The 24,168-nt window shown below is 47.3% G+C and carries 20 protein-coding genes; 12 read left to right on the top strand and 8 right to left on the bottom strand.

Translation table 11 applies throughout. From position 1 onward, the window contains the following. Window positions 1–30 precede the first annotated feature (30 nt). From V1L52_RS02950 to V1L52_RS02940, 3 genes are all read right to left on the bottom strand, one after another. Window positions 31–363: a hypothetical protein gene (locus tag V1L52_RS02950; protein ID WP_428770812.1), complete on the bottom strand. Its 333-nt coding sequence runs from the start codon at window positions 361–363 to the stop codon at window positions 31–33. A gap of 198 nt (window positions 364–561) precedes the next feature. Continuing rightward, a complete protein-coding gene (locus tag V1L52_RS02945) occupies window positions 562–2,664 on the bottom strand; it encodes a methyl-accepting chemotaxis protein (RefSeq protein ID WP_428770811.1) in 2,103 nt (700 codons plus the stop codon). Between the two features lie 151 nt (window positions 2,665–2,815). Then, window positions 2,816–3,148, bottom strand: coding sequence for a hypothetical protein (locus V1L52_RS02940; protein WP_428770810.1), 333 nt, complete (start codon window positions 3,146–3,148; stop codon window positions 2,816–2,818). 236 nt (window positions 3,149–3,384) lie between these two features. Between V1L52_RS02940 and mtnK the strand changes: the two genes are divergently transcribed. The 12 genes from mtnK (at window position 3,385) to V1L52_RS02880 (ending at window position 18,210) form a co-directional block, all read left to right on the top strand. After that, window positions 3,385–4,599 carry an S-methyl-5-thioribose kinase gene (mtnK, locus tag V1L52_RS02935; RefSeq protein ID WP_428770809.1) on the top strand — a complete coding sequence of 405 codons (1,215 nt, stop codon included), beginning with the start codon at window positions 3,385–3,387 and terminating at the stop codon, window positions 4,597–4,599. Then, entirely contained in the window at window positions 4,596–5,687 is a 1,092-nt protein-coding gene (locus V1L52_RS02930) for an S-methyl-5-thioribose-1-phosphate isomerase (protein WP_428770808.1), read from the top strand. The genes mtnK and V1L52_RS02930 overlap by 4 nt, the downstream gene beginning before the upstream one ends. Window positions 5,688–5,776: 89 nt before the next feature. After that, window positions 5,777–6,427, top strand: coding sequence for a class II aldolase/adducin family protein (locus tag V1L52_RS02925; RefSeq protein WP_428770807.1), 651 nt, complete (start codon window positions 5,777–5,779; stop codon window positions 6,425–6,427). Between the two features lie 90 nt (window positions 6,428–6,517). After that, the gene (gene asnS / locus V1L52_RS02920) at window positions 6,518–7,975 is read left to right on the top strand and encodes an asparagine--tRNA ligase (protein ID WP_428770806.1); all 1,458 of its coding nucleotides are present in this window, start codon (window positions 6,518–6,520) and stop codon (window positions 7,973–7,975) included. 1,578 nt (window positions 7,976–9,553) lie between these two features. After that, on the top strand, window positions 9,554–10,291 hold the full coding sequence (locus V1L52_RS02915) for a DUF4469 domain-containing protein (RefSeq protein WP_428770805.1): 738 nt from the start codon (window positions 9,554–9,556) through the stop codon (window positions 10,289–10,291). Between the two features lie 155 nt (window positions 10,292–10,446). Further along, window positions 10,447–12,330, top strand: a complete 1,884-nt coding sequence (locus V1L52_RS02910; protein ID WP_428770804.1) for a leucine-rich repeat domain-containing protein — start codon at window positions 10,447–10,449, stop codon at window positions 12,328–12,330. A 261-nt stretch (window positions 12,331–12,591) separates the two neighbouring features. Further along, complete coding sequence (locus tag V1L52_RS02905) at window positions 12,592–13,452, top strand: Rpn family recombination-promoting nuclease/putative transposase (RefSeq protein ID WP_428770803.1); 861 nt, start codon at window positions 12,592–12,594, stop codon at window positions 13,450–13,452. A 160-nt stretch (window positions 13,453–13,612) separates the two neighbouring features. Beyond that, window positions 13,613–13,924 carry an Asp-tRNA(Asn)/Glu-tRNA(Gln) amidotransferase subunit GatC gene (gene gatC / locus V1L52_RS02900; RefSeq protein WP_428770802.1) on the top strand — a complete coding sequence of 104 codons (312 nt, stop codon included), beginning with the start codon at window positions 13,613–13,615 and terminating at the stop codon, window positions 13,922–13,924. A gap of 5 nt (window positions 13,925–13,929) precedes the next feature. Continuing rightward, a complete protein-coding gene (gatA, locus tag V1L52_RS02895; protein WP_428770801.1) occupies window positions 13,930–15,447 on the top strand; it encodes an Asp-tRNA(Asn)/Glu-tRNA(Gln) amidotransferase subunit GatA in 1,518 nt (505 codons plus the stop codon). After that, a complete protein-coding gene (gatB, locus tag V1L52_RS02890) occupies window positions 15,444–16,976 on the top strand; it encodes an Asp-tRNA(Asn)/Glu-tRNA(Gln) amidotransferase subunit GatB (protein ID WP_428770800.1) in 1,533 nt (510 codons plus the stop codon). The genes gatA and gatB overlap by 4 nt, the downstream gene beginning before the upstream one ends. Before the next feature lie 3 nt (window positions 16,977–16,979). Further along, entirely contained in the window at window positions 16,980–17,861 is an 882-nt protein-coding gene (locus tag V1L52_RS02885; RefSeq protein WP_428770799.1) for a hypothetical protein, read from the top strand. 46 nt (window positions 17,862–17,907) lie between these two features. Then, a complete protein-coding gene (locus tag V1L52_RS02880) occupies window positions 17,908–18,210 on the top strand; it encodes a hypothetical protein (RefSeq protein ID WP_428770798.1) in 303 nt (100 codons plus the stop codon). A 41-nt stretch (window positions 18,211–18,251) separates the two neighbouring features. On the opposite strand, the gene V1L52_RS02875 is transcribed toward V1L52_RS02880, so the two are convergent. From V1L52_RS02875 to V1L52_RS02855, 5 genes are all read right to left on the bottom strand, one after another. Further along, window positions 18,252–19,250 carry an ABC transporter ATP-binding protein gene (locus tag V1L52_RS02875; RefSeq protein ID WP_428770797.1) on the bottom strand — a complete coding sequence of 333 codons (999 nt, stop codon included), beginning with the start codon at window positions 19,248–19,250 and terminating at the stop codon, window positions 18,252–18,254. 18 nt (window positions 19,251–19,268) lie between these two features. Next, window positions 19,269–20,279, bottom strand: a complete 1,011-nt coding sequence (locus V1L52_RS02870; protein ID WP_428770796.1) for an ABC transporter ATP-binding protein — start codon at window positions 20,277–20,279, stop codon at window positions 19,269–19,271. A gap of 10 nt (window positions 20,280–20,289) precedes the next feature. Then, window positions 20,290–21,294: an ABC transporter permease gene (locus V1L52_RS02865; protein ID WP_428771852.1), complete on the bottom strand. Its 1,005-nt coding sequence runs from the start codon at window positions 21,292–21,294 to the stop codon at window positions 20,290–20,292. A gap of 73 nt (window positions 21,295–21,367) precedes the next feature. After that, window positions 21,368–22,297, bottom strand: coding sequence for an oligopeptide ABC transporter permease OppB (gene oppB, locus V1L52_RS02860; protein WP_428770795.1), 930 nt, complete (start codon window positions 22,295–22,297; stop codon window positions 21,368–21,370). Window positions 22,298–22,543: 246 nt separating this feature from the next. Then, complete coding sequence (locus V1L52_RS02855; protein ID WP_428770794.1) at window positions 22,544–24,127, bottom strand: peptide ABC transporter substrate-binding protein; 1,584 nt, start codon at window positions 24,125–24,127, stop codon at window positions 22,544–22,546. Between the last annotated feature and the right edge of the window lie 41 nt (window positions 24,128–24,168).

Here is a 24,168-nt window from a genome sequence, read left to right as displayed (position 1 = left end):
AAATCTCACAATACACCTTGCGGCATAGGGTTACATTTGAAAATCAAATTCTTCCGACAAGCTTTTAAGCGTGTTACCGATAATTTCGCCTTGTATACCGGATTCTCTAATCAGTTTGCAGATTTCATTTACGGCTACGGCAAAATCGTCTTGGCCTGTACATACGGCTTCAAGTGCAACATTTATTGCCAAAAGGTTTATTTGATTTGTAAGGTCTTGAATACGCTCGGAAACTTTTAAGAGCTTGATAAACTCATCACGCGGAACCTGTATTGAAGCTTCGGGACCGGAACAGCATTCATTAAGAAGATTTATCGGCTGACTTATTTTCTGAAAGTCGATGGAACTGCATTCGGTGTTCATTTTATATCTCCCGGGAACGCAATGTTTTATGCACGGTACAAGGATATACCGACGGTCTCCCGGCACGGATGCCGGAAAAGTTTTACATAAGCGGAGTTTTGCGCAATGCGCAAAACTCGTGTTCAAAACCGAACAGGATGTTCGGTTTTGAAACAAACTCCAAGCTGAAAACTCACACGGAGGTGAGTTTTTTAGCCATCACACTTTAAACTTATTCACTTCATTCGACAGGTTTTCTATGTTTGTCTTGTTTTTTTGGGTAATCTCGTTGACCTCGGTAACGGCGTTGCGTATCTGAACGACGCCGGAAGCCATCTCATTCATACTGTCACTGATAACCCGTGTCAGCTCGTCAAGTTTCTGCATTTCCTGTGCAACGTTCTCGCCGCCTTTCAGCATTTCGGCCGAACCGTCATTTACCTGATGCGTTACCGTATTGATGTCACGGATAGCGGTGAGCACCTCACGGCTGCCGTTTTCCTGTTCCCGCATGGCATCCATTAAACTTTGGCTCATATTTTTAACCTGTTCGGATAAGCCGAAAATAGTGTTAAACTTTTCCTCTGCGGTTTTGGCGGAATCCGAAAGCGTTTCTATTTCTCCGGAAAGAACTTTAAGGGTTGCGGTGATGGTTTTACCTTGCGCGCTTGATTCTTCCGCCAGCTTACGGATTTCGTCGGCGACAACGGCAAAACCCTTTCCCGCTTCACCTGCGTGAGCCGCTTCAATGGCGGCATTCATTGCCAAAAGGTTTGTCTGACTTGCAATATGCTGAATGACATTACTTGCCTCAAGTAAGCCGCCCGATTCTTCGGCTATCCGTTGAGTTACGCTGTTTGCACCCGTAACCGTTTCTTTACCGTCGGCGGTAGCACTTGCAAGCGTTTTAATGACATTGTTTGTTTTATCGAGAGTTTGAGTTATTGAAGCGATATTGCTTACCATTTGTTCTACAGCAGCCGAAGATTCGGCGACGCTGGCCGACTGATTTTCAATGCTGCCGTTTAATTGCTTTATCGTACGAATTATTTCTTCGATGGTAGCGGCGGTTTCGGTAACACTTGCAGCTTGAGTAAGCGCTTGCTGCTTTACCCCGTCAATGTTTGCACTGATTTGCTGTACGGCGCTTGCCGTTTCGGTCATGTTGCTTGCCAATTCCGAACCGATACTTGTCATTTCGGTACTGCTTTCTCCGACCGTCTTAATTGAATGACCGATTTTACCTATCGTTTGATTAAAATATTCGGACAGGTCGGTTATCTCATCGTTACCGACAAGGGGCAGACGAACCGTTAAATCCCCTTCGCCTTGAGCGATGTCTTTAAGTGCAGTTACTACAACATTGATGGGTTTAATCATACGCATGTCGACAAACAAAACGATAAGCAAACTGAGTGCTAAAACACCGAAGCCGATAAGAACCATTTTAATCCGAAGTTCGGCAATCGTTCCCATAAATTCTTCAACGGGGGCACTAATGATAACCGTCCAGTCGGTGGTTTTCATCGTTGCATAAGAAGCTATTTTTTTTACGTCGTCATATTCATAAAAACCGATAGACGGTTCATCAATTTCAACCGCCATTTTTTCAAATTGTGCAAGAGAAGCAAGTTTATTATCCGTTTTTACCGCTTCCTGCGTATTATCCTGCTGTTTGACAAGTTCAAAATCTTTATGAGCGATAACGGTACCCTCTTGACCGAGAATATAGCAGTATCCCGTCTGTCCGACAAGGATATCGTCAATATTCTCGGAAAGCTGTTTTGCCGGAAGGTCGGCAACCAAAACGCCTATAATTGCCCGGTCATTATTATAAACCGGAACGGCAAAACTGATTGAAAAACCTCCGTCGGCACGGGAAAAAGTCGGCTCGGTTATAAATCTTTTTCCTTTAACCGCTGCTTGAAACCAATCACGGTCTTGTACGTTCACCGTTTCGCTTTCAGATACATGCCTCCTGCCCTGCGTATCGCAAACAGCTAAATTACGTATGAGCGGATTAAAAGTTGCTTCTTTTTCCAAAAGCGCTATTTTTTCCGCATAAGGACTTGAAACATCCGTTAAAACGGGCATACGCGCAATACCTTCAAAAAACTGAAAAAGGGTATTGACTCTGCCGTCAATAATTGCAGCCGTGTCGGTTGCCTTATCTTTAAGATGTATTTCTATTTTTTCGGTTACCGCTTTTCGGGCTGTCCGTACGCCCACAAGAGCAAGTGTAAAGCCTACTGCAAAAGTCAACGAACCGAATACAATCAACAGTTTGTTTTTCATTGAAAAACGTTTTTTCTTTTTTTCCATATAAGAATCTCCTAAAAAATATTTATACGTAACCGCGAAGGCGTTAAAACGCCGAGAAATTTAAAGGTGCTTTGATAAGCAAATCCTCAATTATCCTTTGCGCGATTTACGGTTTATCCCGATAAGTCCGAACCGTTCTCCGTACTAAAGCTTACCCCGTTCTGTCAGTCGGGTCGGCTTTATACGGTACAAAACCCTGTTCCGATAAATAGCGTGTAAACTTCCCTTTTTTTTCGGGAGCGGGATGTTCCGCTTCATAACGGGAAAGATACTGTATAACAATATCGCGATTGTGTGTTACTATATCCCGATATTCACCAAGCAAATGGTTGTAAACATAGAGTAAGCGAGCGTAATTTTTACATAAAAGGGTACAGTTTGAAATTAAATGCTCGTAATTCTGTTCCTGTGCACCGCACATTTCGGAACATATTTCCGATTTTTTCTCGGGGGGGGGGGTAAGATTTACTGTTTTGTCATGCACGTCATGTGTCCTCCTTAGTTGTTACTTTAATTATACACCCATATCCAAAATAAAACAAGTTAAAAAAAGCGCCGAAATTCCGCCGCGCCGTTTCATTAAGAAAACTTAAAATAAAACCGCAATCTTTCCTTTGACAGCTGGAAGTTTGCATTATATAATAAATACTGTTACATACATGTGACCGAAGGCAAAACCCGTGTTTCCCCGCAGTTTTTTTTAATCGAAGGATTGTAAAAATGAGCAAAGATTATTCAAAACACTTTTTAATGACCCCGGACGACGTAAAAATATACGTTATGCACAGGGGCTTTTTCGATTCAAATGCGCATCTTGTATGCAGCGAAATCGGCGACGGCAATATCAATTACGTATTCAAGGTAATCGACGAAAAAACAAATAAATCCCTCGTAATCAAACAGGCGGATAAACTCCTTCGCTCTTCGGGCCGCCCTCTCGATTTACACCGCAGCAAAATAGAAGCCGAAATTTTGCGTATAGAAGGCAGCCTTGCCCCCTCTATGGTGCCGAAGGTTTATTTGTACGACGATGCCCTGTGCGCCTTGGTTATGGAAGATATTTCCTCATATAAAAACCTCAGAACACAGATGCTTGAAGGGCACACCTTTTCGCATTTTGCCGAAAACATCTCCGACTTTTTGGCGGCAACCCTTATTCCGACCACCGACTTGGTTATCGGCCGCGCCGAAAAAAAAGAAAAGGTAAAACTCTTTACGAATATAGAACTCTGCGATATAACAGAAGACCTCGTTCTTACCGAGCCCTATTACGATTACAAAAAACGCAACCGTATCACAAAGGGCAACAAAGACTTTGTAGAAACGCACTTGTACCGAAACGAAGCTCTAAAAGCCCAAGCCGGAATGCTGCGCAATGCCTTTATGAACGAGGCACAAGCCCTGATTCACGGCGACTTGCATTCGGGTTCAATTTTTATAAACGAAAAAGGCATCAAGGTAATCGACCCCGAATTCGCCTTTTACGGCCCTATGGGTTACGATATCGGAAACGTTATCGGCAATATGTTTTTTGCCCTTGCACATAAAAGCTTTTGCGAAAGCGAAAACAAAACCTTTATATCCTGGGCGGAACAATGTATCGCCGACATCGTTGACTTAACCGAAGCAAAACTCGCAAAAAAATACGACGAGTGCGTCAGCTTTCCCCTGTATACGGGCGAATTTAAAAAATCCTATCTTGCCCGCGTAAAAGCCGACTCCCTCGGTTTTGCGGGAACGGAAATAATACGGCGGGTAGTCGGCGACACAAAGGTTAAAGAACTTTCCTCGGTAAAAGACGGTGCGGTAAAAATCCGTATGGAACGCGCTTTAATCCTTACCGGCGAAAACCTTATTATGAATCGGCACAAAAACCTTTCGGGTAAAAACATCGTCAATCTTTTTAAAAAAGCACAAAAAGAGGTAACCGAATGAACGATATAAAGCGCTCGGATGAAGGCTTGGCCTTTTTACTCAGATATGAAAACGTTGCCTGGTACGAAAACGCAGCGGTACGCATTTTGGACAGACGGGTGTACCCCGCACAAACCGAGTTCGTAACCTGTACCGATTACCGCGAAGTCGCTCAAGCCATAAAAGATATGGTAACCCAAAGCGCAGGCCCCTATCTTGCCGCCGCAATGGGTATGGCCCTGGCCGCTTATCAAGCCGTCCATGCAAAACGCACCGACGGTGCATCCGGTGCAGGCACCGAGGGTGCAGATATAATCGCATACTGCGAAAAAGCCGCCTATGAACTTTCCCATGCGCGGCCGACAACGGTTGAGCAAATGAAGGGCATTGTAAACGGCTCGCTTGACATTATAAAAAGTCTTGCCGGAAAAGCTTCCGCAGACGAAATCGTTCAAGCCGCCTTCGACTACGCTTTTAACTATGTAAACAACAATTATAAAAAATACACGGTTATCGGAAAACACACGGCCGCCCTTATACCGCAAAACGGCACAATTATGACCCAGTGCTTCGGCGACACGATTGTCGGCACTATGCTGCGCGAATGCATAAAAGCCGGCAAAAACGTTAAGGTTATATGCGCCGAAACCCGCCCCTATTTTCAGGGCTCCCGCCTTACGGCAAGCGTCGCCTGCGATATGGGAGTGCCCGTTACCGTTATAAGCGATAATATGTGCGCCTTTACGATGAAAACCAAACAGGTGGATATGTTTACCTCCGCATCCGACGTTATCACAATTGACGGCCATATTATCAACAAGGTCGGCACCTTTCAAATGGCCCTTGCCGCTCACTATTACGGCATACCCTATTACGTTACCGGCACCCCCGATCCCAAACACGCCGACCTTTCAACCGTGCATATTGAAGAGCGCGACGGAGAGGCGGTATTGACGCTTTGGGGTAAAAAGATCACAATGGAGGGAGTGAAAGGCTATTATCCCGCATTCGATATTACACCTCCGGAGCTTTGCACGGGCGTTATTACCGATTTGGGTGTGTATGAGCCGAAACGCTTGGCGGATTACCTTAAAGCAAGCAAAACATAAGCGGCGGGCAAAACTGCCGAAAAGTCGGCGGCTCAGCCGGAAAAAACGGCTTTGATACCCCCCATACCCTTGAACACAGGAGTCTGTTTATGGAAGAACGTGAATATCTTGAATATATCGAAGAACGTCAACTCGTTGCGGATTATATGAAGCGCTTATATGACCGCAATCTTACAACGGCAAGCGGCGGTAATATAAGTATGCGTATCGACGATGAAAAATTCTGTATCACACCCTCCGGCCTCGACAAGGGAAACTTAAGCGCCGATGTCATTGCAATCGTAGGTTTTGACGGAACCAATTTAACGCCGCTTTTAAAACTCAGCATAGAAACGGAAATGCACCGCGCGATTCTGCTGGCACGTCCCGATATAAATGCAGTTGTCCATGCCCATCCGGTATATGCAAGCTCCTTTGCAACGGCAATGCCCTGCCAAATCAACACAACCCTCAACGCCGAAACCTATTACGTTTTGGGAGATGTTGCGAACGTTCCCTACCGCTTAATGGGTACAACGGAGCTTGCACAAATTGTTGCAGAACATATAAAAGACCATAACGCCCTGTTGATGGAAAACCACGGAGCCGTTGCCGTCGGCACCGAACTTTTAACCGCATTCGACCGCATTGAATTATTGGAGCGCGCCGCTCTCATGACCCTTATCACGCAAAATATCAAAGAAAGCCGGGGGCTGTCGGCGGAACAAATCGCCGAAATAAAAGAAATGCGCGGCTATTAATAAGATTACCAAAACACACCGCCAAACATCTCTGCGGACAATCCGAATACTCGCCTTGATAAAAATCGAAAAAAATGCTATGACTGTTATATGAAAATCACATTAATCAAAGACATCCTCGTGTCCGAACCGGACGGACGGACAGTACACGTATACGGCTGGGTGCGCACCAAACGCGACTCCAAAAACCTTTGCTTTATTCAGGTAAATGACGGCTCATGCTTTGCCTCGATACAGCTCACCTTCGACCGCGAAGCCGCTCCGGCACAAAGCGCCGCAAGCGGTACGGACATCGAAAACGAACTTAAAAAAATAAGCACGGGCGCTTCCGTTCACGCCGAAGGAAAACTCATCCCCTCGCCCGCTTCGGGACAAGCGGTGGAAGTCGCCCTTGAACGCCTTGAAGTTCTCGGAGAAGCCCCGGCAGAAACCTACCCCTTACAAAAAAAAGGACACAGCTTCGAGTTTTTGCGCGAAATAGCGCATTTGCGCCCCCGCACAAACGCATTCGGTGCGGTCGCCCGCATGAGAAACCAAATGGCTTTTGCAGTGCATACCTTTTTTCAGGAACGCAGCTTTAACTACGTCCACACCCCCATTATCACCGCAAGCGACACCGAAGGCGCAGGCGAAATGTTTCAAGTAACCACCCTCGACTTGGCAGCCATAGCCGAACGCGGTATAAAAGCCGGCGCAAAGGGTATGAACCCCAATAAAGCCGCCGACTTGGTCGATTACACAAAAGATTTTTTCGGCAAAAGCACCAACCTCACCGTATCCGGCCAATTGGAAGCCGAAACCTTTGCAACCGCCCTTTCGCGCGTCTACACCTTCGGCCCCACTTTCCGCGCCGAAAACTCCAACACACCGCGCCACTTGGCCGAGTTTTGGATGATAGAACCGGAAATGGCCTTTTTCGACCTCGACGACAATATGGACTTGGCCGAAGACTTTATCAAATACCTTTTAAATTGGGCGCTCACCAAATGCGCGGACGACATGGCCTTTTTTAACGAACGCATACAAAAAGGCCTCATCGACACCCTCACGCAGGTTGCATCTTCCGACTTCAAACGCATAAGCTACACCCAAGCCGTCGAAGAATTGGAAAAAAACAACGAGCGATTCGAATTCAAAGCCTATTGGGGCTGCGACTTACAAACCGAACACGAACGCTTTTTAACCGAACAGCTCTATAAAAAACCCGTTATGGTTTACGACTACCCCAAAAACATCAAAGCATTTTATATGAAACTGAACGACGACGGCAAAACCGTCCGCGCCGTAGACGTCCTTGTCCCCGGTATCGGAGAAATAATCGGCGGCTCCCAGCGCGAAGAAAACTACGACAAACTCCTTACGCGCATCCGTGAAATGAACTTAAACCCCGAAGATTACCAGTGGTACCTCGATTTACGCAAATACGGAACCGTCGTCCATTCCGGCTTCGGCCTCGGCTTCGAACGCCTCCTGCGCTACGTTACCGGCATGGCAAACCTGCGCGACGTTATCCCCTTCCCCCGAACCCCCAAATCCGCCGATTTTTAAAATCGATTTTTGAACCCGGCTTTTTTATACTCCTTTTTTTTAAGGGCGCTGCGGGGCGAGCGCCCCGCCGGGTGCTGCGTGCTTCCGCATCCGCTCCATACCGCCGAAAGCCCAAGCTCCAAGCGCGCGGCGGTACGCCTTCGGCGGCACTGCGCCCCCTAGCGCTTCTTCCCTTCCTCAAAATAAATTAAAAAACTTTTCCAAAACTTTGTTTTTTTAGGAATTTTGTGTTACAATGTTTAAAGAGCGGACGTCGTGTCCGCTCTTTAACTCCAGTTTTACGCTTTGCGTAAAACTGGTTACCTATAGCTTTAGCATACATCCGTGTATGCGCCGGAAAGTGTATGGGAAAAGGTGAACCGGACGGGAACATGGCATAAAACCGTGCTTCCTGCTCGGTTTTATGCGACGAGTTTTGCGTTGCAAAACATCGCGGATAATCGGCCTTTCCGCCGTCCATGGCGGGATTTGAAACATTGCGGATAATCCGCTTATCTACATCTGTGCTGTGCGTTATATTAACTTTTTACGAGGGGCGTTATGCACGGTAATACCGGCACATCTGTTATCTTTTCCGCACAAAAAGGGCACAGGGTACTTGACAAAGCCGAACGCGCCCCCATAATTACTCAGCACTCAGCACTCAGCACTCAGCACTCAGCACTCAGCACTCAGCACTCAGCACTCAGCACTCAGCACTCAGCACTCAGCACTCAGCACTCAGCACTCAGCACTCGCGGATAGCCGGCTGTAAATTTACACTTTCGAAAAATCACACACTCAGCATAATTTTCTCATACCCAAACGCGCAAAGCGGATTTTTCCGCTCTGTGCGTTTTTTGTATACACAGGTTCAAAACCGCACGTCCTGCCCGGTTTTGAACTCGTGTTTTACGCTTTGCGTAAAACTCATTATTTACGGCTTTTCCGTACATCCGTGTACGGGTGCAAACGGGCGGCACAAATGGCGCCGCCCGTTTGCACGACGAGTTTTGCGAAGCAAAACTCGCATAAAAATAGCTTTAGGTTCGCAATTCTTAAGAATTGCTCACACTTAAAGATAATATCGAACGTACAGCTGTCAGCTGTATAGGCCGGGTTCTTAGGGGCGGTGCATACAATCGGACGTCCTGTCCGATTGTATGCTTCAAGATTGCCTACGGCAAACGGTTTGCCGCAGGCAATCTTGTTTATATGGAACTGTTCCGGCATCCGTGCCGGGACTGTGAAGGGGGGGGAGAGAATACAGCGGCATTAGATGAAACAGGCGGTGAGGCATGGGCACCGCGCAAAAAATCTGCACATTGTGCAAACGGGCGGCACAAATGGCGCCGCCCGTTTGCACGACGAGTTTTGCTTCGCAAAACATCGCATAAAAAAAACTTTAGGTTCGCAATTCTTAAGAATTGCTCACACTTAAAGATAATATCGAACGTACAGCTGTCAGCTGTATAGGCCGGGTTCTTAGGGCTGGCTAAGCCCTAAGCGGTATTTGGAAGATAGGATGGGTTTTAGGGAAGGAAAGAAACTTTTGTCCGAAAAAGTGTCTTTCCTTCCCTAAGAAAAAGGAGGTATGTTATGGCAAAAAAGAAGTCCGTTTGGGAAGTCTATCTTCGTCCCAACACCTTAACCAAAGAAAACGACCGCGACTGTATTGCGGACGTTCATGCTCACGCCGCAACTCAGCGTAACGAGGACATTGCGGAGCTCATCACAAAGGAGCGCACCGAATTCCGCAAAGAAACCATCATCAACATCCTCAACATGCGCGACAAGGCGGTAAAAGACCTTATCCAAGAGGGAGCGAGCTTTATGGACGGCTTGGTGCAAATAAGCCCGCGCGTGTCGGGTGTGTGGGCAACCGAAAACGCCCCCTACGACGAAAAGATTCACAAACGTACGGTAGACCTCATCCCCACCGCCGACTTACGCACGGTGCTTGACGCAATCGGTGTAAAGGTAATGGGTGCAAAAGAAGAAAGCGCCCGCATTACGGCAATCACCGACACGGCAACGGGCTTAAACGACGGCACCTTAACAATAGGCGACGACATCATCATCGAAGGCAACAAGCTTAAAATAGACGAAACCGACGCGGCACAAGGCGTCTTTTTCCGCCTTGCGGACGGCACGGAGCACAAGGTAACCCGCCGCCTTTCGGTCAATATGCCGAGTCAAATCATCGCCAGAGTGCCTGCGGCGGTACCTGCGGGGAAAGTGGAAGTGGTGGTAAAAACGAAGTACACAAAAGGCGGCACCGCCTTAAAAGAAATACGCGAAATCGTATACGGATATCCGTGTACGGCAAAGGCATAAGGGCTGCTCTCCCTTCGAGCGGGGGAAGGCTCTCCCTACGGGCGGAGGGAGACACTCCCTGCGGGCGGAGGAACGCTCTCCCTCACGGCGGAGGGCTGTTAAATGGTTAATTTAGGTAATTATCAATTACAAATTGAATTATAAGGAGATTTTTTATGAAAACAATCAACAAGCACAAGGCACACGCCTTTAAGGGAGCCGCGGCGCTCATCACAGCCGCACTTTTAGCACTGCTCTTTACCGCCTGCCCCAACGCCGCAGGAGGCGGAACGGGCGGGAACACGGGAGGAGGCTCGTCCGACGGCGGAAGCACAATTACCCCCGACGCGGCTGTTCTTACCCTGGACCCTGCCAACAAAACGATAGAAATCACGGTAAAAACCTCGGACGGGAGCGCCGTAACGGTGGAGGGTGCGGACAAAACAAGCGTAACAAGCGGCAAAAAAACCGAGCTTACCGCAGCGGGGGACACAATCATCTTAAAAAGCGGTAAAATTACGGAGCTTGACTGCATAAACACCAAGCTTACCGCCCTTGACGTACGGGGGCTTTCCTCCTTGCAGGAACTCGCCTGCTTGAGCAACCAATTAACCGCGCTTAATGTGGACAATGTAACCGAGCTGAAATATCTGAACTGCGTCATAAATGAACTGGATGCCGCAGCCCTTACCGCCGTATTAAACGGCTTACCCGCACGGGCGGAAAGCGACGGTGCGAAATGCATACTTTTCAGAGAAGACCCGCCGTTTCCCGAGCAAAACTACAAATTTGAAGCCCCTGTTCCCGAAGCTTTGGAAGCAGCCTTTAAAAAAGCCCGGGACGAAAAACACTGGAAGCTCCAAAAATACAACAGTGAGGGCGTCCTTACAAAAATTGTCCTGCCGGGAGACCCCGGCACGGCAAGTCTTACCCTGGACCCTGCCAACAAAACAATAAAAGTTACGGTAACAACCTCCGACGGGAGCGCCGTAACGGTGGAGGGTGCGGACAAAACAAGCGTAACAAGCGGTGCGGAAACCGTACTTACCGCAACGGGGAAGACAATCATCTTAAAAAGCGGTAAAATTACGGAGCTTAAATGCTATGATAACAAGCTTACCGCCCTTGACGTACGGGGGCTTTACCACTTGCAAAAGCTGGACTGCTACGGCAACCAATTAACCGCGCTTAAGGTGGACAATTTAACCAAGCTGAAAACTCTATTCTGTCACAAAAACAAACTGGATGCCGCCGCCCTTACCGCCGTATTAAACGGCTTACCCGCACGGGCGGAAAGCGACCATGCAGAATGCGCACTTTTTAGCGAAAGGCCGGTCGATAACGACGAAAACTACCAATTTGATGAAGAACCTGTTCCCGAAGCCTTGGAAGCAGCCTTTAAAAAAGCCCGCGACGAAAAACACTGGCGCCCCCTAAAACTCTACTATACTAACATCTTTTCAGATTTTGTACTGCCGGGAGAAGCGGAGTACGGCACGGCGGTTCTTACCGTAGACCCTGCCAATAAAAAGATAAAAGTTACGGTAACAACCTCCGACGGAAGCAAGGTAGACGTGTTGGGCGCGGACAAAATAAGCATAAAAAGCGGCAAAGAAACCGAGCTTACCGCGGCGGGGAAAAGAATCATCTTAAAAAACGCCCAAATTACGGAGCTTATCTGCCGGGATAACAAGCTTACCGCCCTTGACGTACGGGGACTTTACCACTTGCAAAAGCTGGACTGCTACGGCAACCAATTAACCGCGCTTGATTCGGTAAAAAAGACACCCAAGCTGAAAACTCTATACTGTCACAAAAACAAACTGAATGCCGCCGCCCTTACCGCCGTATTAAACGGCTTACCCGAAAGACAGGCAAGCGACAGCGCAATATGCATACTTTTCAGCGAAGACCCGGGCGATAACGAGCAAAACTACCAATTTGACGGCACAATTCCCGCAGATTTAAGAGCAGCCTTTGAAAGTGCCCGGGACGAAAGAAACTGGAGCCTCCAAAAATACACCGGTTCGAACATGAGTGAAGAATTTGAGCTGCCGTAAAAGAGATTAAGAATGTACCTCCTGAGTACATTCTTAATCAACGAGTTTGAGGCTTTGCCTCAAACATCGCAGGGTGTGGAACCGCCGCGCGTCCTGCGCGGTTTTGAATTTGACTTTTGGGCGGTGCGACACCGCCCAAAACGTCGGGGATATAAAGCTTTTCCGAACGTCCTGTTCGGGATACAAAATAAATTCATAGTTTTTTTCGGAAAAAGTCTGTTTTTTTTCATATCAAACCTAATAATATATATGGAGGTTGGTATGAAAAAAGCTACACACAAGCGAACGTATAAGGACTCCGTGTTTGCCGACTTTTTCGGAGCGGATAAGTCGGCAAAAGCAAACTTTATCAGTTTATACAATGCATTGCACGGAACACAGCTGCCGCTTGACTGTGAGCTGCGTCATATCAGACTGGAACAAATCCTGTATATGAACTTTTACAACGATGTGTCTTTCCTTGTAGATAACAAAGTCATTGTACTTGCAGAACACCAGTCTACCGTCAACTTGAATATGCCGTTCCGTTTTTTGGAGTATGTCGTACGCCTGTATGAGCAGATACAAAATCCGCGCGATAAGTATTTGCGCCGTTTGGTTAAAATTCCTACTCCCGAATTCTACGTGTTTTACAACGGAGAAGAAGATTTCCCGGAATATAAAACGCTAAAACTTTCCGACGCTTTTATGACGGCCGGCTCACAGCCGAACCTTGAACTCATTGTCGAAGTGGTGAATATCAATCAGGATAAAGCACATACAATTCTTGAGCAGTGCAAACCGCTTGCTCAGTACAGTTTATTTGTAGACACAGTGCGAAAACACCTCAAGCTTGACAGAGAAAAGGGCTTTGAAAAAGCTGTACAGGAATGTATAAATAATGATATACTTAAAGAGTACTTGGAGCGCAAATCGCGGGAGGTAATGAATATGTTATTGGCGGAATACGATTACGCAACCGATATAGCGGTTCAAAGAGAAGAAAGCGAAGCTATCGGGCTTGAAAAAGGCGCCCGGCAAAAAGCTTTGGAAACGGCACGCATATTAAAACAGATGGGAGATTCAAATCAAAAGATAATACAAGTTACCGGGCTTTCCGAGGCGGAAATAGAAAAACTGTAAAGCCTTACGCTTTTTTGCTCCGCCCTCGGCAAAATCATCCGCCTCGGGTTTATCCCCTTCCCCGCGCTCTTTGCGTCCTCTGCGGTTTTACCGGCTTCCCCGTTTTTCGCTCAAACCTTCTTCTTGAATAAAAGCCCGTAATCGGGTATTATGTACCATTATGAACAGCGAAAAAAAGCTTATCGACGAAGATATGCTGGAAGCCCTGTTGTATCTTTCGCGCCTGGCTCCTTCATCAGTCGATATCAAAACTTTAAAAAATCAAACGGAACAAATTGTCGCATACTTGGATATTCTGTCGCGTTTTGACGACAGCGAAAATCCCTACGACGCCTATCCTTCAACCGACGCCGATGCTCTGCGCGAAGACGAAATCGAAAAAGGCCTCGATATTCCCGAACTTAAAAAAATGACCGGCGAATTTATGGACGGTTATTTCCGCGTCCCGAAAGTTTTGGGAGAGGGAGCATAGCCGCTATGGAACAATATACGATTAAAGATACCTTACACTCTTTTAATGATAATGCTCAAAATAAAACGCCAAGCCGTTCGCTGGTTGAAAAAAAAGCGGCAGCCTTTGAAGAAGATAAAAAAAGTGCCGCCCCTCTGAACGCCTTTTTGGAAATCTATTCCGATGCTCCCGCTAACGCTCAAAAATGCGATGAAGAGCGGGAAGCCGCCCGCTGTTCAGGTACCCTTGACGAACTGCTTACAAAAAAACCGCTTTTAGGCGTTCCCTTTGCCGTAAAAGACAATATTTGCGTTAAAGGAAAAACGCACACGTGCGGAAGTCATATTTTGGAAGGCTATACCGCTCCCTACAGCGCAACGGTTATCCGCCGCTTAACCGATGCGGGAGCCGTTCCCCTCGGCCGCTGTAATCAGGACGAATTTGCCATGGGCTCTTCAACCGAATATTCGGCATACGGGCCGACGCGCAATCCCGTAAACCGCGATTATGTAGCAGGCGGCTCTTCGGGAGGCTCGGCAGCGGCGGTCGCTTCGGGCATGGTTCCCTTTGCCCTCGGTACGGAAACGGGCGGTTCGGTACGCTTACCGGCTTCTTATTGCGGCGTTTACGGATTAAAACCCACCTACGGTTTGTTGAGCCGATGGGGAGTTACCGCTTTCGGAAGTTCCCTTGACCAGGTCGGTGTTTTCGGCTCAAGTCCTGCCGACATTGCCCTCCCCCTCAGTATAATGGCGGGAAAGGACCCGCACGACGATACCTCATGCGATCTTCCTTCCGGCAGTGAAATCGCTCCCGCTTGTCCTCCCTTGAGCGATGAGGCTTTTGCTTCCTTAAAAATTGCCGTGCCGCGTCAATTTGCCGAAGCAAAAGGACTCGACGCTGAAGTCGCTTCGATTTTTGAAAATGCGCAGTCATGGTTTAAAGAGCGCGGAGCTTCCATAGAGCTTGTCGACATTCCCGTTTTGGAAGCGTCCATCGCCTCCTATTACGTTATCGCCTTAAGTGAAGCCGCCAGTAATTTAAGCCGTTTTGACGGTATCCGCTACGGTAACCGAAAGGACAGCGGAGAGGGCTATGAAGAATTGTTTATTAAAACAAGAAGCGAAGGCTTCGGTGCGGAAGTAAAACGGCGCATTGTTATCGGAAACTACGTATTATCGGACCAGTTTTCAGGCACCTATTACAGACGGGCGATGGGGGTACGCGCACGCATACAGCGCGAAATCGCCGCTCTCTATAAAACCTACGGCTGTATCTTGTGTCCCACATCGCCGACTCCGGCATTTAAGCTCGGACAAAAAACCGAAGACCCCGTGGCAATGTATTTGTCCGATATGTTTACGGTTTTTGTAAATCTAAGCCGTACCGCTTCCGTAAGCGTACCTGCGGGAACCACAAGCGCGGGACTTCCGGTCGGTATTCAGTTTGCAGGCCCCATGTTCAGTGAAAACCGCCTGCTTTCAACGGCTCAGTCTTGGCACTGCAGCCGCGGCGGAAATGAGCGTAACGGAGATGCAAAATGAGTTTGACTTACCGTGTTGTTATCGGCTGTGAAATACACTGCCAGCTTACTACAAAAACAAAGGCCTTTTGTGCCTGCGAAAACCGTTACGGCGGTATGCCCGACACCCGCGTATGCCCCGTCTGTTTGGGACTTCCCGGCGCCATGCCGCGCGTAAGCAAGGGTTATGTAAAAATGGGCGTTATCGCAGGTACCGCGCTTAACTGCTCGATTGCGCGCTTTACAAAGTTTGACCGCAAGCACTATTTTTATCCCGACCTTGTAAAGGGGTATCAAATTACGCAAAACGACATTCCCCTGTGCAGTGCGGGTTACGTCGATATTCCCTACCGGCATTTAAGCGAAGATTTACAGCCGGGCGGTACACATCATTACGGTAAAAACGCCGCAGGACAGCCGAGCGATATAGACGGCCTGTATAAGAGGGTGCGTATAGAGCGTATCCACTTGGAAGAAGACGTCGGGAAAAGCCTGCACTTGGAAGGAGCCCACAGCTATATCGACTATAATCGTTCGGGGACTCCTCTGATCGAAATCGTTACCAAACCCGATATGAATTCACCCGAAGAAGCGGCTCTTTTAATGCAAAGCATTCAGGAAATCCTGCGCTATGTAAATATCACAAAGGGTAATTTGGAAGACGGCAATATGAGGTGCGATGCGAACATCAACCTCGTTATAAACGAAGACGAAACGGAATTCCGCACGCCTATTTCCGAAATCAAAAACTTAAACTCGTTCCGCGCGATAAAAGAAGCCTGTACCTACGAAATCGGCCGCCAGCTTGAAGAGTTTAAAACAAGCCGTAAAGAATTCGAAATCGGTTATAAAAACACGATGGGCTGGGACGAAGCAAAGGGCGAAACGGTCATTCAGCGTACAAAAAATTCGTTTATAGATTACCGCTTTGTCGTAGAACCCGATATCAAACCCTTCAGCTTATCGGAGGAATTTATCTCGGATGCCGCAAAAGAGGTCGGAGAGCTTCCCGAAGCAAAGCGCACAAGATTCAAAAAAGAATACGCTCTTTCTTCATTTGACGCCGAAACCCTCACCTCAAGCCGCGCCCTTGCCCTCTGGTTTGAAAAGGCGGCGGAACTTTCCAAAGACGTTAAAAAAACGGCAAACTGGATTTTAGCCGAGCTTTTGGCGGTATTAAACGAAAAAGAACTGTCGATAGATGAAATCGGCATTACACCCGAACACATAGCCTCTTTAAGCAATGCCGTGACCGACAAAAAAATCACCGGCAAGCAGGCTAAAGAAGTGTTTTCCGCGATGATTGAAAGCGGCAAAATGCCCGAAACAATCATCAAAGAAAAGGGAATGGAGGTTGTTTCCGACAGCGGCGAAATCGCGGTTTTTGTCGATGAAGTTATAAAAGAAAACGCCCAAGCGGTCGCCGACTATAAGGGCGGAAAAACAAACGTATTCGGCTGGCTTATGGGACAGATTATCAAAAAATCGGGCGGAAAAGCGACTCCCGCCGTTGCAGCCGCTCTTTTAAAAGCGGAATTGGAAAAAAGCTGAAAAATGACGGAGCGGGAAGCGGCGGTACGGCGCTGTAACGATGCATTGAAAAAACGCTTCGGTGAGGTAGTACGGGCGCGCGGCCCCTATCTGTACACCAAAAAGGGTGTGCGCATTACCGACCTTTACCTCGATGAAGGCCGCGCCGTTTTGGGACGGGGCTGCTCCGGCTCACACGCTTTCCGTGTTCTTAAAAACACGCTGGAACGCGGCGAAACCGGCTCTTTTCCGTCGGCATACGAAACCCGCTTCCAAAAAGCCGTGCTTTCCCTTATTCCCGGCTACGATTACGCCGCCCGGTTTTCAGGCGAGGACTCTTTACTGCGTGCGGCCGCCTTTTATCAGTCGGGATGTATGGATGTACCTGTGGCGGTCTCTCGGGCAAACAGTGCTTTGCGCGTCAAACTTTGGCGCCCCTGGCAAACGGAAACCGCTGACGCCGAAATGCTCGAAAACGGAACAGCGGCGGTCGGCACAACACCGGGGTCGATTGCCGAAGGCGTCCTCGCCTTTTATCCGCCCCTCGCCTTGCAGGAGGCGGGCCTTATAGCCGTATTTAAAGCGGGAAACAAGCCTTTTCCGCCTTCGGATCCGTGTTCGGGAGCCTTATTGAATGCTCTTACACGTTCAATCTACGATTTGCAGCGCGAAATTCCCAAGCGGGGCGAAAAAGATTGGGGCCGTTTCGATACGGTTTTAAGTCCGTACTTTGAACGAAGGGGAGCTTATCTTATACCCGTAATTAAGGCTGAACAATACGAGGCCTTTGTCCTTCACTGCCTCGACTGCCGTCTCTTAATTCCGCCCTTCCCGGCCCCCGCCTTAGTGCCTGTTGGCGTAAACGAAGGCGATTTTTCGCGTTTAAAACAAACCCCTTTTCAATAGGGCATGAATTTGTAACCGCAAAACAACCGCGGTTTAGGAGGTATGTATGCAGCCTGATATGCTTTTGCATTGCATAAAATTGGTATTAGGCGGAATTGCCGCCTTTTTAGCGATTTTTCTGTGGTCAAAAACCAGGGAAGCCGCATGGATTGCCGTTATAGCGGGAACGGTTACCTCCTATGCAGGCCTTGTCTACAATGTATTGATTGTATTCGGCATCACGGTTGAAAAAAGCGCGGTTCCCTCAATAGCGGGTATAAGCCTTATAACGCTCCTGTTTACGGTGATTCCGCAGCTGTTTTTTATCGCAGGCTTTATTATCGCCCTGGTTTCACGAAGAAGAATATAGCGTAACCCGGGCCGGCTGCCGTCTCTTACGGAAGTTCCCCTTTATTCGTATAAAAAGCAGGCAATTTGATGGTCGGTACCGTTTGTGCCCTTTTGCAGTAATTCGGGCTGACAGTTTTTACAGCGTTCCATACGGTTCGGACAGCGGTCGTAAAAATAGCATCCGGGCCGCTGACGGTCGGGAGCGGGAACGTCGCCCGTTAAGATAATGCGCTGACGCTTAGCTTCAACTTCGGGGTCGGGAATGGGGGCTGCCGAAAGCAGGGCCTTGGTATAGGGATGGAGGGGATTTGCATATAAATCCTTATAATCGCTTATTTCCACAATCTTTCCCAAATACATAACGGCAATGCGGTCGGAAATATACTGAATAACCGCCAAATCGTGGGCAATAAAAAGATAGGTAAGGCCCATCTCTTTTTGAACGTCTTTAAAGAGGTTTAAAATCTGTGCCTGAATCGATACGTCCAAGGCTGAAACCGGCTCGTCTGCAAGGATAAGGCTCGGATTTAAAGCCAAAGAGCGCGCAATACCGATACGCTGTCTTTGTCCGCCCGAAAATTCATGGGGATAGCGGTTTTTAAAAAACTTTGAAAGGCCGACCAATTCCATTAAATTTTCAACACGCTTGTCTATTTCGTCCTCGGAGATTTCGATAATACCGCGCTGTTTATATATGCGCAAAGGCTCGGCGATAATCGAAGCAGTGGTCATGCGCGGGTTTAAAGAAGCATAGGGGTCCTGAAACACCATTTGAATGTTTTTGCGCGCTTCCAAAAGCTCGCCCTTATTCATCTTCGTTAAATCCTTGCCGTTAAAGATAACTTCACCGGCGGTCGGCTTATACAGCTGGGCAACGGCACGCGCAACGGTTGATTTCCCGCAGCCCGACTCCCCTACCAAACCGAGGGTTTCGCCTTTTTTTAACGTAAAATCGATACCGTCAACCGCATATATGTAATTCTTTTTTCCGCCGAATAAGCCTTCGCTTCCGGCCGGAAAGTGCATTTTAAGATTTTTTACTTCAAGCAGATTCTGCATTATATTCTCCTAACTAACTTATTCGGCCTTTTCCTTTTCATCGGCATAGAGCCAGCATGACGTACAGTGTCCGTTTGCAAACTCTTTAAGCGGCGGATACTTTTTTTTGCATATATCGCTCGCCTTGCTGCAGCGAGGGAAAAAGGGACAACAGGGCGGAAGGTCTATAACATTCGGCGGCTGTCCCGGAATCGAATAAAGACGCTCGGCGTTTTCCTTATCGAGGCGCGGAACCGATTGAATAAGACCGCGCGTATACGGATGCTTGGGCTCTTTAAAAATGTCTTCGGTATTGCCACGCTCTACCACACGGCCCGCATACATAACGCAAATGGTATCGCACATACCTGCAACGACGCCGAGCGAATGCGTTATCATAATAACCGCGGTTCCGAGTCTGCGCGAAAGATCCTGCATAAGTTCAAGAATTTGTGCTTGAATCGTTACGTCCAGGGCCGAAGTCGGTTCGTCCGCAATAAGGATTTCAGGATTGCATGAAAGTCCCATTGCAATCATAACGCGCTGCCTCATGCCGCCTGAAAATTGATGCGGATAATTATCTATACGTTTTTCCGGCGCGGGGATACCGGCCAATTTAAGCATTTCTATCGCTTTTATTTTTGCAGCTTTTTTATCCAGTTTTTGGTGAAGCATAATCGTTTCAACCATTTGAGTGGAAATGCGTAAAAACGGATTTAAACTGGACATCGGGTCTTGAAATATCATCGATATTTTGTTTCCCCGTATGTTTTGAATTTGTTTTTCGCTTAATTTAAGCAAATCTTCACCGTGAAAAAGCACTTCGCCGCCCATTATTTTTCCCGGCGGGTTGGGAATCAAATTCATAATCGAAAGGTTTGTAACACTTTTTCCGGACCCCGATTCGCCTACAATTCCCATCGTTTCGCCCTTGCGTAAATCGAATGTAATACCGTCTACGGCTTCTACAACGCCTTCGTCCGTATTAAAATAAGTACGAAGGTCTTTTACTTGTAGAATAACTTCATCTTGTATACTTGTGTTTTCCATTCAGTGTGCCTCAAACCTTGTTTTTACTTTGCGGATCGAAGGAATCGCGCAAACCGTCGCCCAAAAAGTTCATTGCGAACAAAAAAACGGTCATAACGATTGCCGGAACCAAAAGCAGCCACGGATACAATTCCATACCCTTTACGCCGTCGGCAACCAAAGAACCCCATGATGCAAGGGGCGCCGAAACGCCCAAACCCAAAAAGGATAAAAAGCTTTCGCTCATAATAAACGAGGGCAAAGAAAGGGTTGAATATACGATAACGATACCCAAGGTATTGGGTAATAAATGGCGGAATATAATACGGGCAGAGCTTGCTCCCATAGAACGGGCGGCTTCGACAAATTCCGAATTTTTCAAACTGATAATTTGACCGCGTACCACACGGGCAATCGTAAGCCATGAGATAAGGGCGATGGCGACAAACAAAATAAAAACGTTTCGCCCCAAAATCGCCATCATAATAATAACGATGAGCATATAAGGAAGGCCGTACATAATATCGACAAAGCGCATAAGGGCGTTGTCTATCCAGCCTCCCGCATAGCCTGCAATCGAACCTAAGGTAACGCCTATAATAAGAGCGGTTACGGTTCCTAAAAGACCGATGGCTATCGAAATACGCCCGCCGTAAATGGTTCGGGAAAGCACATCGCGTCCCAAACTGTCGGTACCGAGAATATAACGTCTTTGATGAATCGGATTGACTTTTATATCTTCTTCCATCGCTGCGATTTCCGCGCTTTCTTTTTCGGTATATTCGCTGCGTTTTTCCTTTGCCATAATTTTTGCAATATAGGCTTTTTTTTGCGCAATCATAATTTCGCCGGCCGGTTTAAAAGACGGCCGTAAATATATGTGATCCAAGTACTGCTGTTCGTAAGGATAAATGGGCAAAACGGGGGCTAAAAACGAAACCAAAATATAAAAGCCCACAACGTATAAACCGATAAGCGCCATTTTATTTTTTTTAAGCCGTTTCCAAGCGTCGTCCCACAAGGACACGGGTTTCATAACCTGATTGAATTCATTTACGGCCTGTTCCGCATGTTTTTTGCGTGTTTTAAATAACACCGTAAACCTCCTTCTATTTATATGAAATACGCGGGTCAAGTAAGCCGTATATAATATCGACGACCAAATTCATGACAACCAAAATAAGCGAATATACGATAACCGTACCCATAATAAGGGTATAATCACGGTTCAAAGCCGACTTTACGAAAAAGTTTCCGAGCCCGGGAACAAGAAAAATCTGCTCTACAACTACCGAACCGGTAACAATACCTGCAAAGGCGGGCCCCAAATAGCTGACAACGGGCAGCATTGCGCCTTTAAGAACGTGTTTTACAATAACGACAGACTGTTTTAATCCCTTTGCACGTGCGGTGCGTATATAGTCCGAACGCAATACTTCCAAAATACTTGCGCGGCTTAAACGGGCTATATAGGCAAAATACGGAAAAGCGAGGGTAATCGCCGGCATAATAAGGGTTTTTAAGCCCGCCCTTCCGGTTATCCAGCCCGATGTGGGAAGCCACTTTAACTTCATAGCTAAAATAAGCATCAATACCGGCCCGACTACAAACAGCGGAACGGATATACCGATAACCGCCGCGGACATTGCCGCATAATCGATCCTCGTGTTTCGATTTAAAGCCGATACAATACCTACACTTACTCCCAGTAAAAGAGCAATACAAAGCGAAACGACACCGAGGATTAACGAATTCGGTAAACTGGTAAATATAAGTTCGTTAACGCTGTAATCTTTGTTTTTAAAAGAAGGTCCCAAATCTCCGCGCAAAACATCGCCCATATAACGTAAATACTGTTTAAACAAGGGCTCGTCCATATGATATTTTTTTAAAAGGTTTTGCATTACCTCCGGCGTAACTTTTTTTTCACGCGAAAAAGGGCCGCCCGGTGCCAGCCTTATTAAAAAAAAGCTGAGCGTTACAATTAAAAACATAGTCGGGATTAAGCTAAGCACCCGACGAAATATGAATTTTCCCATTTTTTCCTCATTTGCCGTGTTTTTCAGTTCGAATAAACCGCCTTTTGCTTGAATATAAAAGCGATTAAAAGCGGTTTATTCAAACCGGAGCCGTTACAAAAGAAAATACGTTGTATTGAAAAGACGTGAGGGCGGCACTTTACTGCGCACCCCCTTGTTACGGCTCGGGGCTGTCTCAAAAGTTGTTACTTTTCGGCCAGCGCAGGAGCTGTTCAAAAACCGAAGTTTTTGAACAGCTAAAATAACTTATTTTTTCTTCATACCGACCCAGGGATGGATATCCAAGGTATTGACATACCAGCCGTCCCACTTGTTAAGGTCAATCATATTCGGAGAAACATAGTAATAGAAGGGAATAACAGCCTGATCCCTCGTTATTACCATTTCTTCGGCTGCATTTAAAACAGCCATGCGTTCCGGACCTGCAGGCATTTTGGAAGCCTTGTCGATTAAAGCATCGTATTCCTTGTTGTTGTAGCGGCCGTCGTTGTTTCCGCCGGTCGAAAGGAAGAGTTCCAAAAAGTTCGACGGATCCTGATAGTCGGCAGCCCGGCCGGCACGTGCGATTTCAAAATCGTTTGCCTGGCGCTTGTCAAGGAAGGTTGCCCATTCCAGGTTTGCAAGTTCGATATTGATACCCAAATTGGTTTTCCACTGCTGCTGCATAAACTCGGCGATTTTTTTGTGACCTTCATTTGTATTGTAAATAACGGTCATCTTGGGGAAGCCCTTACCGTTGGGATAGCCGGCCTCGGCAAGCAGTTTTTTTGCTTCGGCAACGTTAAATTCGTTTCCCTTAGCGGTGGTGTAACCGTTCATGGGGGGAACAACGGCCGTTGCGGGAACCTGTCCTGCACGGGTTACTTTTTCAACCAATTCTTTGCGGTCAAAAGACATACCCAAGGCTCTGCGGACGCGTACATCGCTTAATACCTTGTTGTTTACATTAAGATAGTAGTAATAGGACGTAGCCATCGGAGCCGGATGATAATCGTCGCGAAGCTTTATTTCATCGAGCATTTCGGTCGGAGTGCTGGTTGCCCAATCGATTTCGCCGCTCTTGAATTTTTGATAGGCGGTGGTTTCGTTTTCAATCGGAAGAGCAACAAGGCGCGAAATATGTACGTTCGCCTTATTCCAGTACTTTTTATTTTGAACAAGGGTAACCTTATCCTGGGGAACCCAGCTTTCAAGAACAAAGGGACCGTTTCCGACAAAGTTTTTGGGCTTAATCCAATCGGTACCGAATTTTTCGATAGCGTGCATCGGAAGCGGAGAGAATGAATAGTGAGCCATCATATCGACCGCATAAGGAACGGGCCCTACCAAGGTTACTTCAAAGGTTTTTTCATCAACGGCACGGATACCTACCGCTTCTTTACCGGCTTTTCCGGCATTGTATTCGGTAGCACCCTTGATAACCATAGCGGGCATATATGCATAGGTTGCCGCCGTTTCGGGGGATAAGTAATAGAGCCATGAATCCACAAAGGTTTGGGCGGTAATTTTTTTACCGTCGCTCCATGTGCAGTCGCGAAGCTTGAATGTAATAACATCCTGAGAAGCGTTGCGGCTCCAGCTTTCGGCAACACCGGGAACGGGGCGGCTCGTCTTGGGATCGTAGCCTACCAAGCCTTCAAACAAGGCCATATACAAACGGTGTTCGGGAACGCCTTCGATTTTTGACGGATCCAAGGACTGGGGTTCCGTACCGTTGTTAAAAATAAATTCGGCACCCTTGCCGCCCGCTCCGCCTGAACAGCCGATCAGGGCTAAAGCGAGCATGAGCGCAACAGCTGAAAAAGCTGTAAGTAAAAACCTTTTTTTCATAGTATCCTCCTGAAAAAAGCAATGTTATTATTTTACCCTAC

This window comes from Treponema sp. HNW, assembly GCF_050320395.1.
Classification (GTDB): Bacteria; Spirochaetota; Spirochaetia; order Treponematales; family Treponemataceae; genus Treponema_C.
Note: the sequence above shows the minus strand (reverse complement) of the source record. Positions and strands in the feature narration are given on the sequence as shown.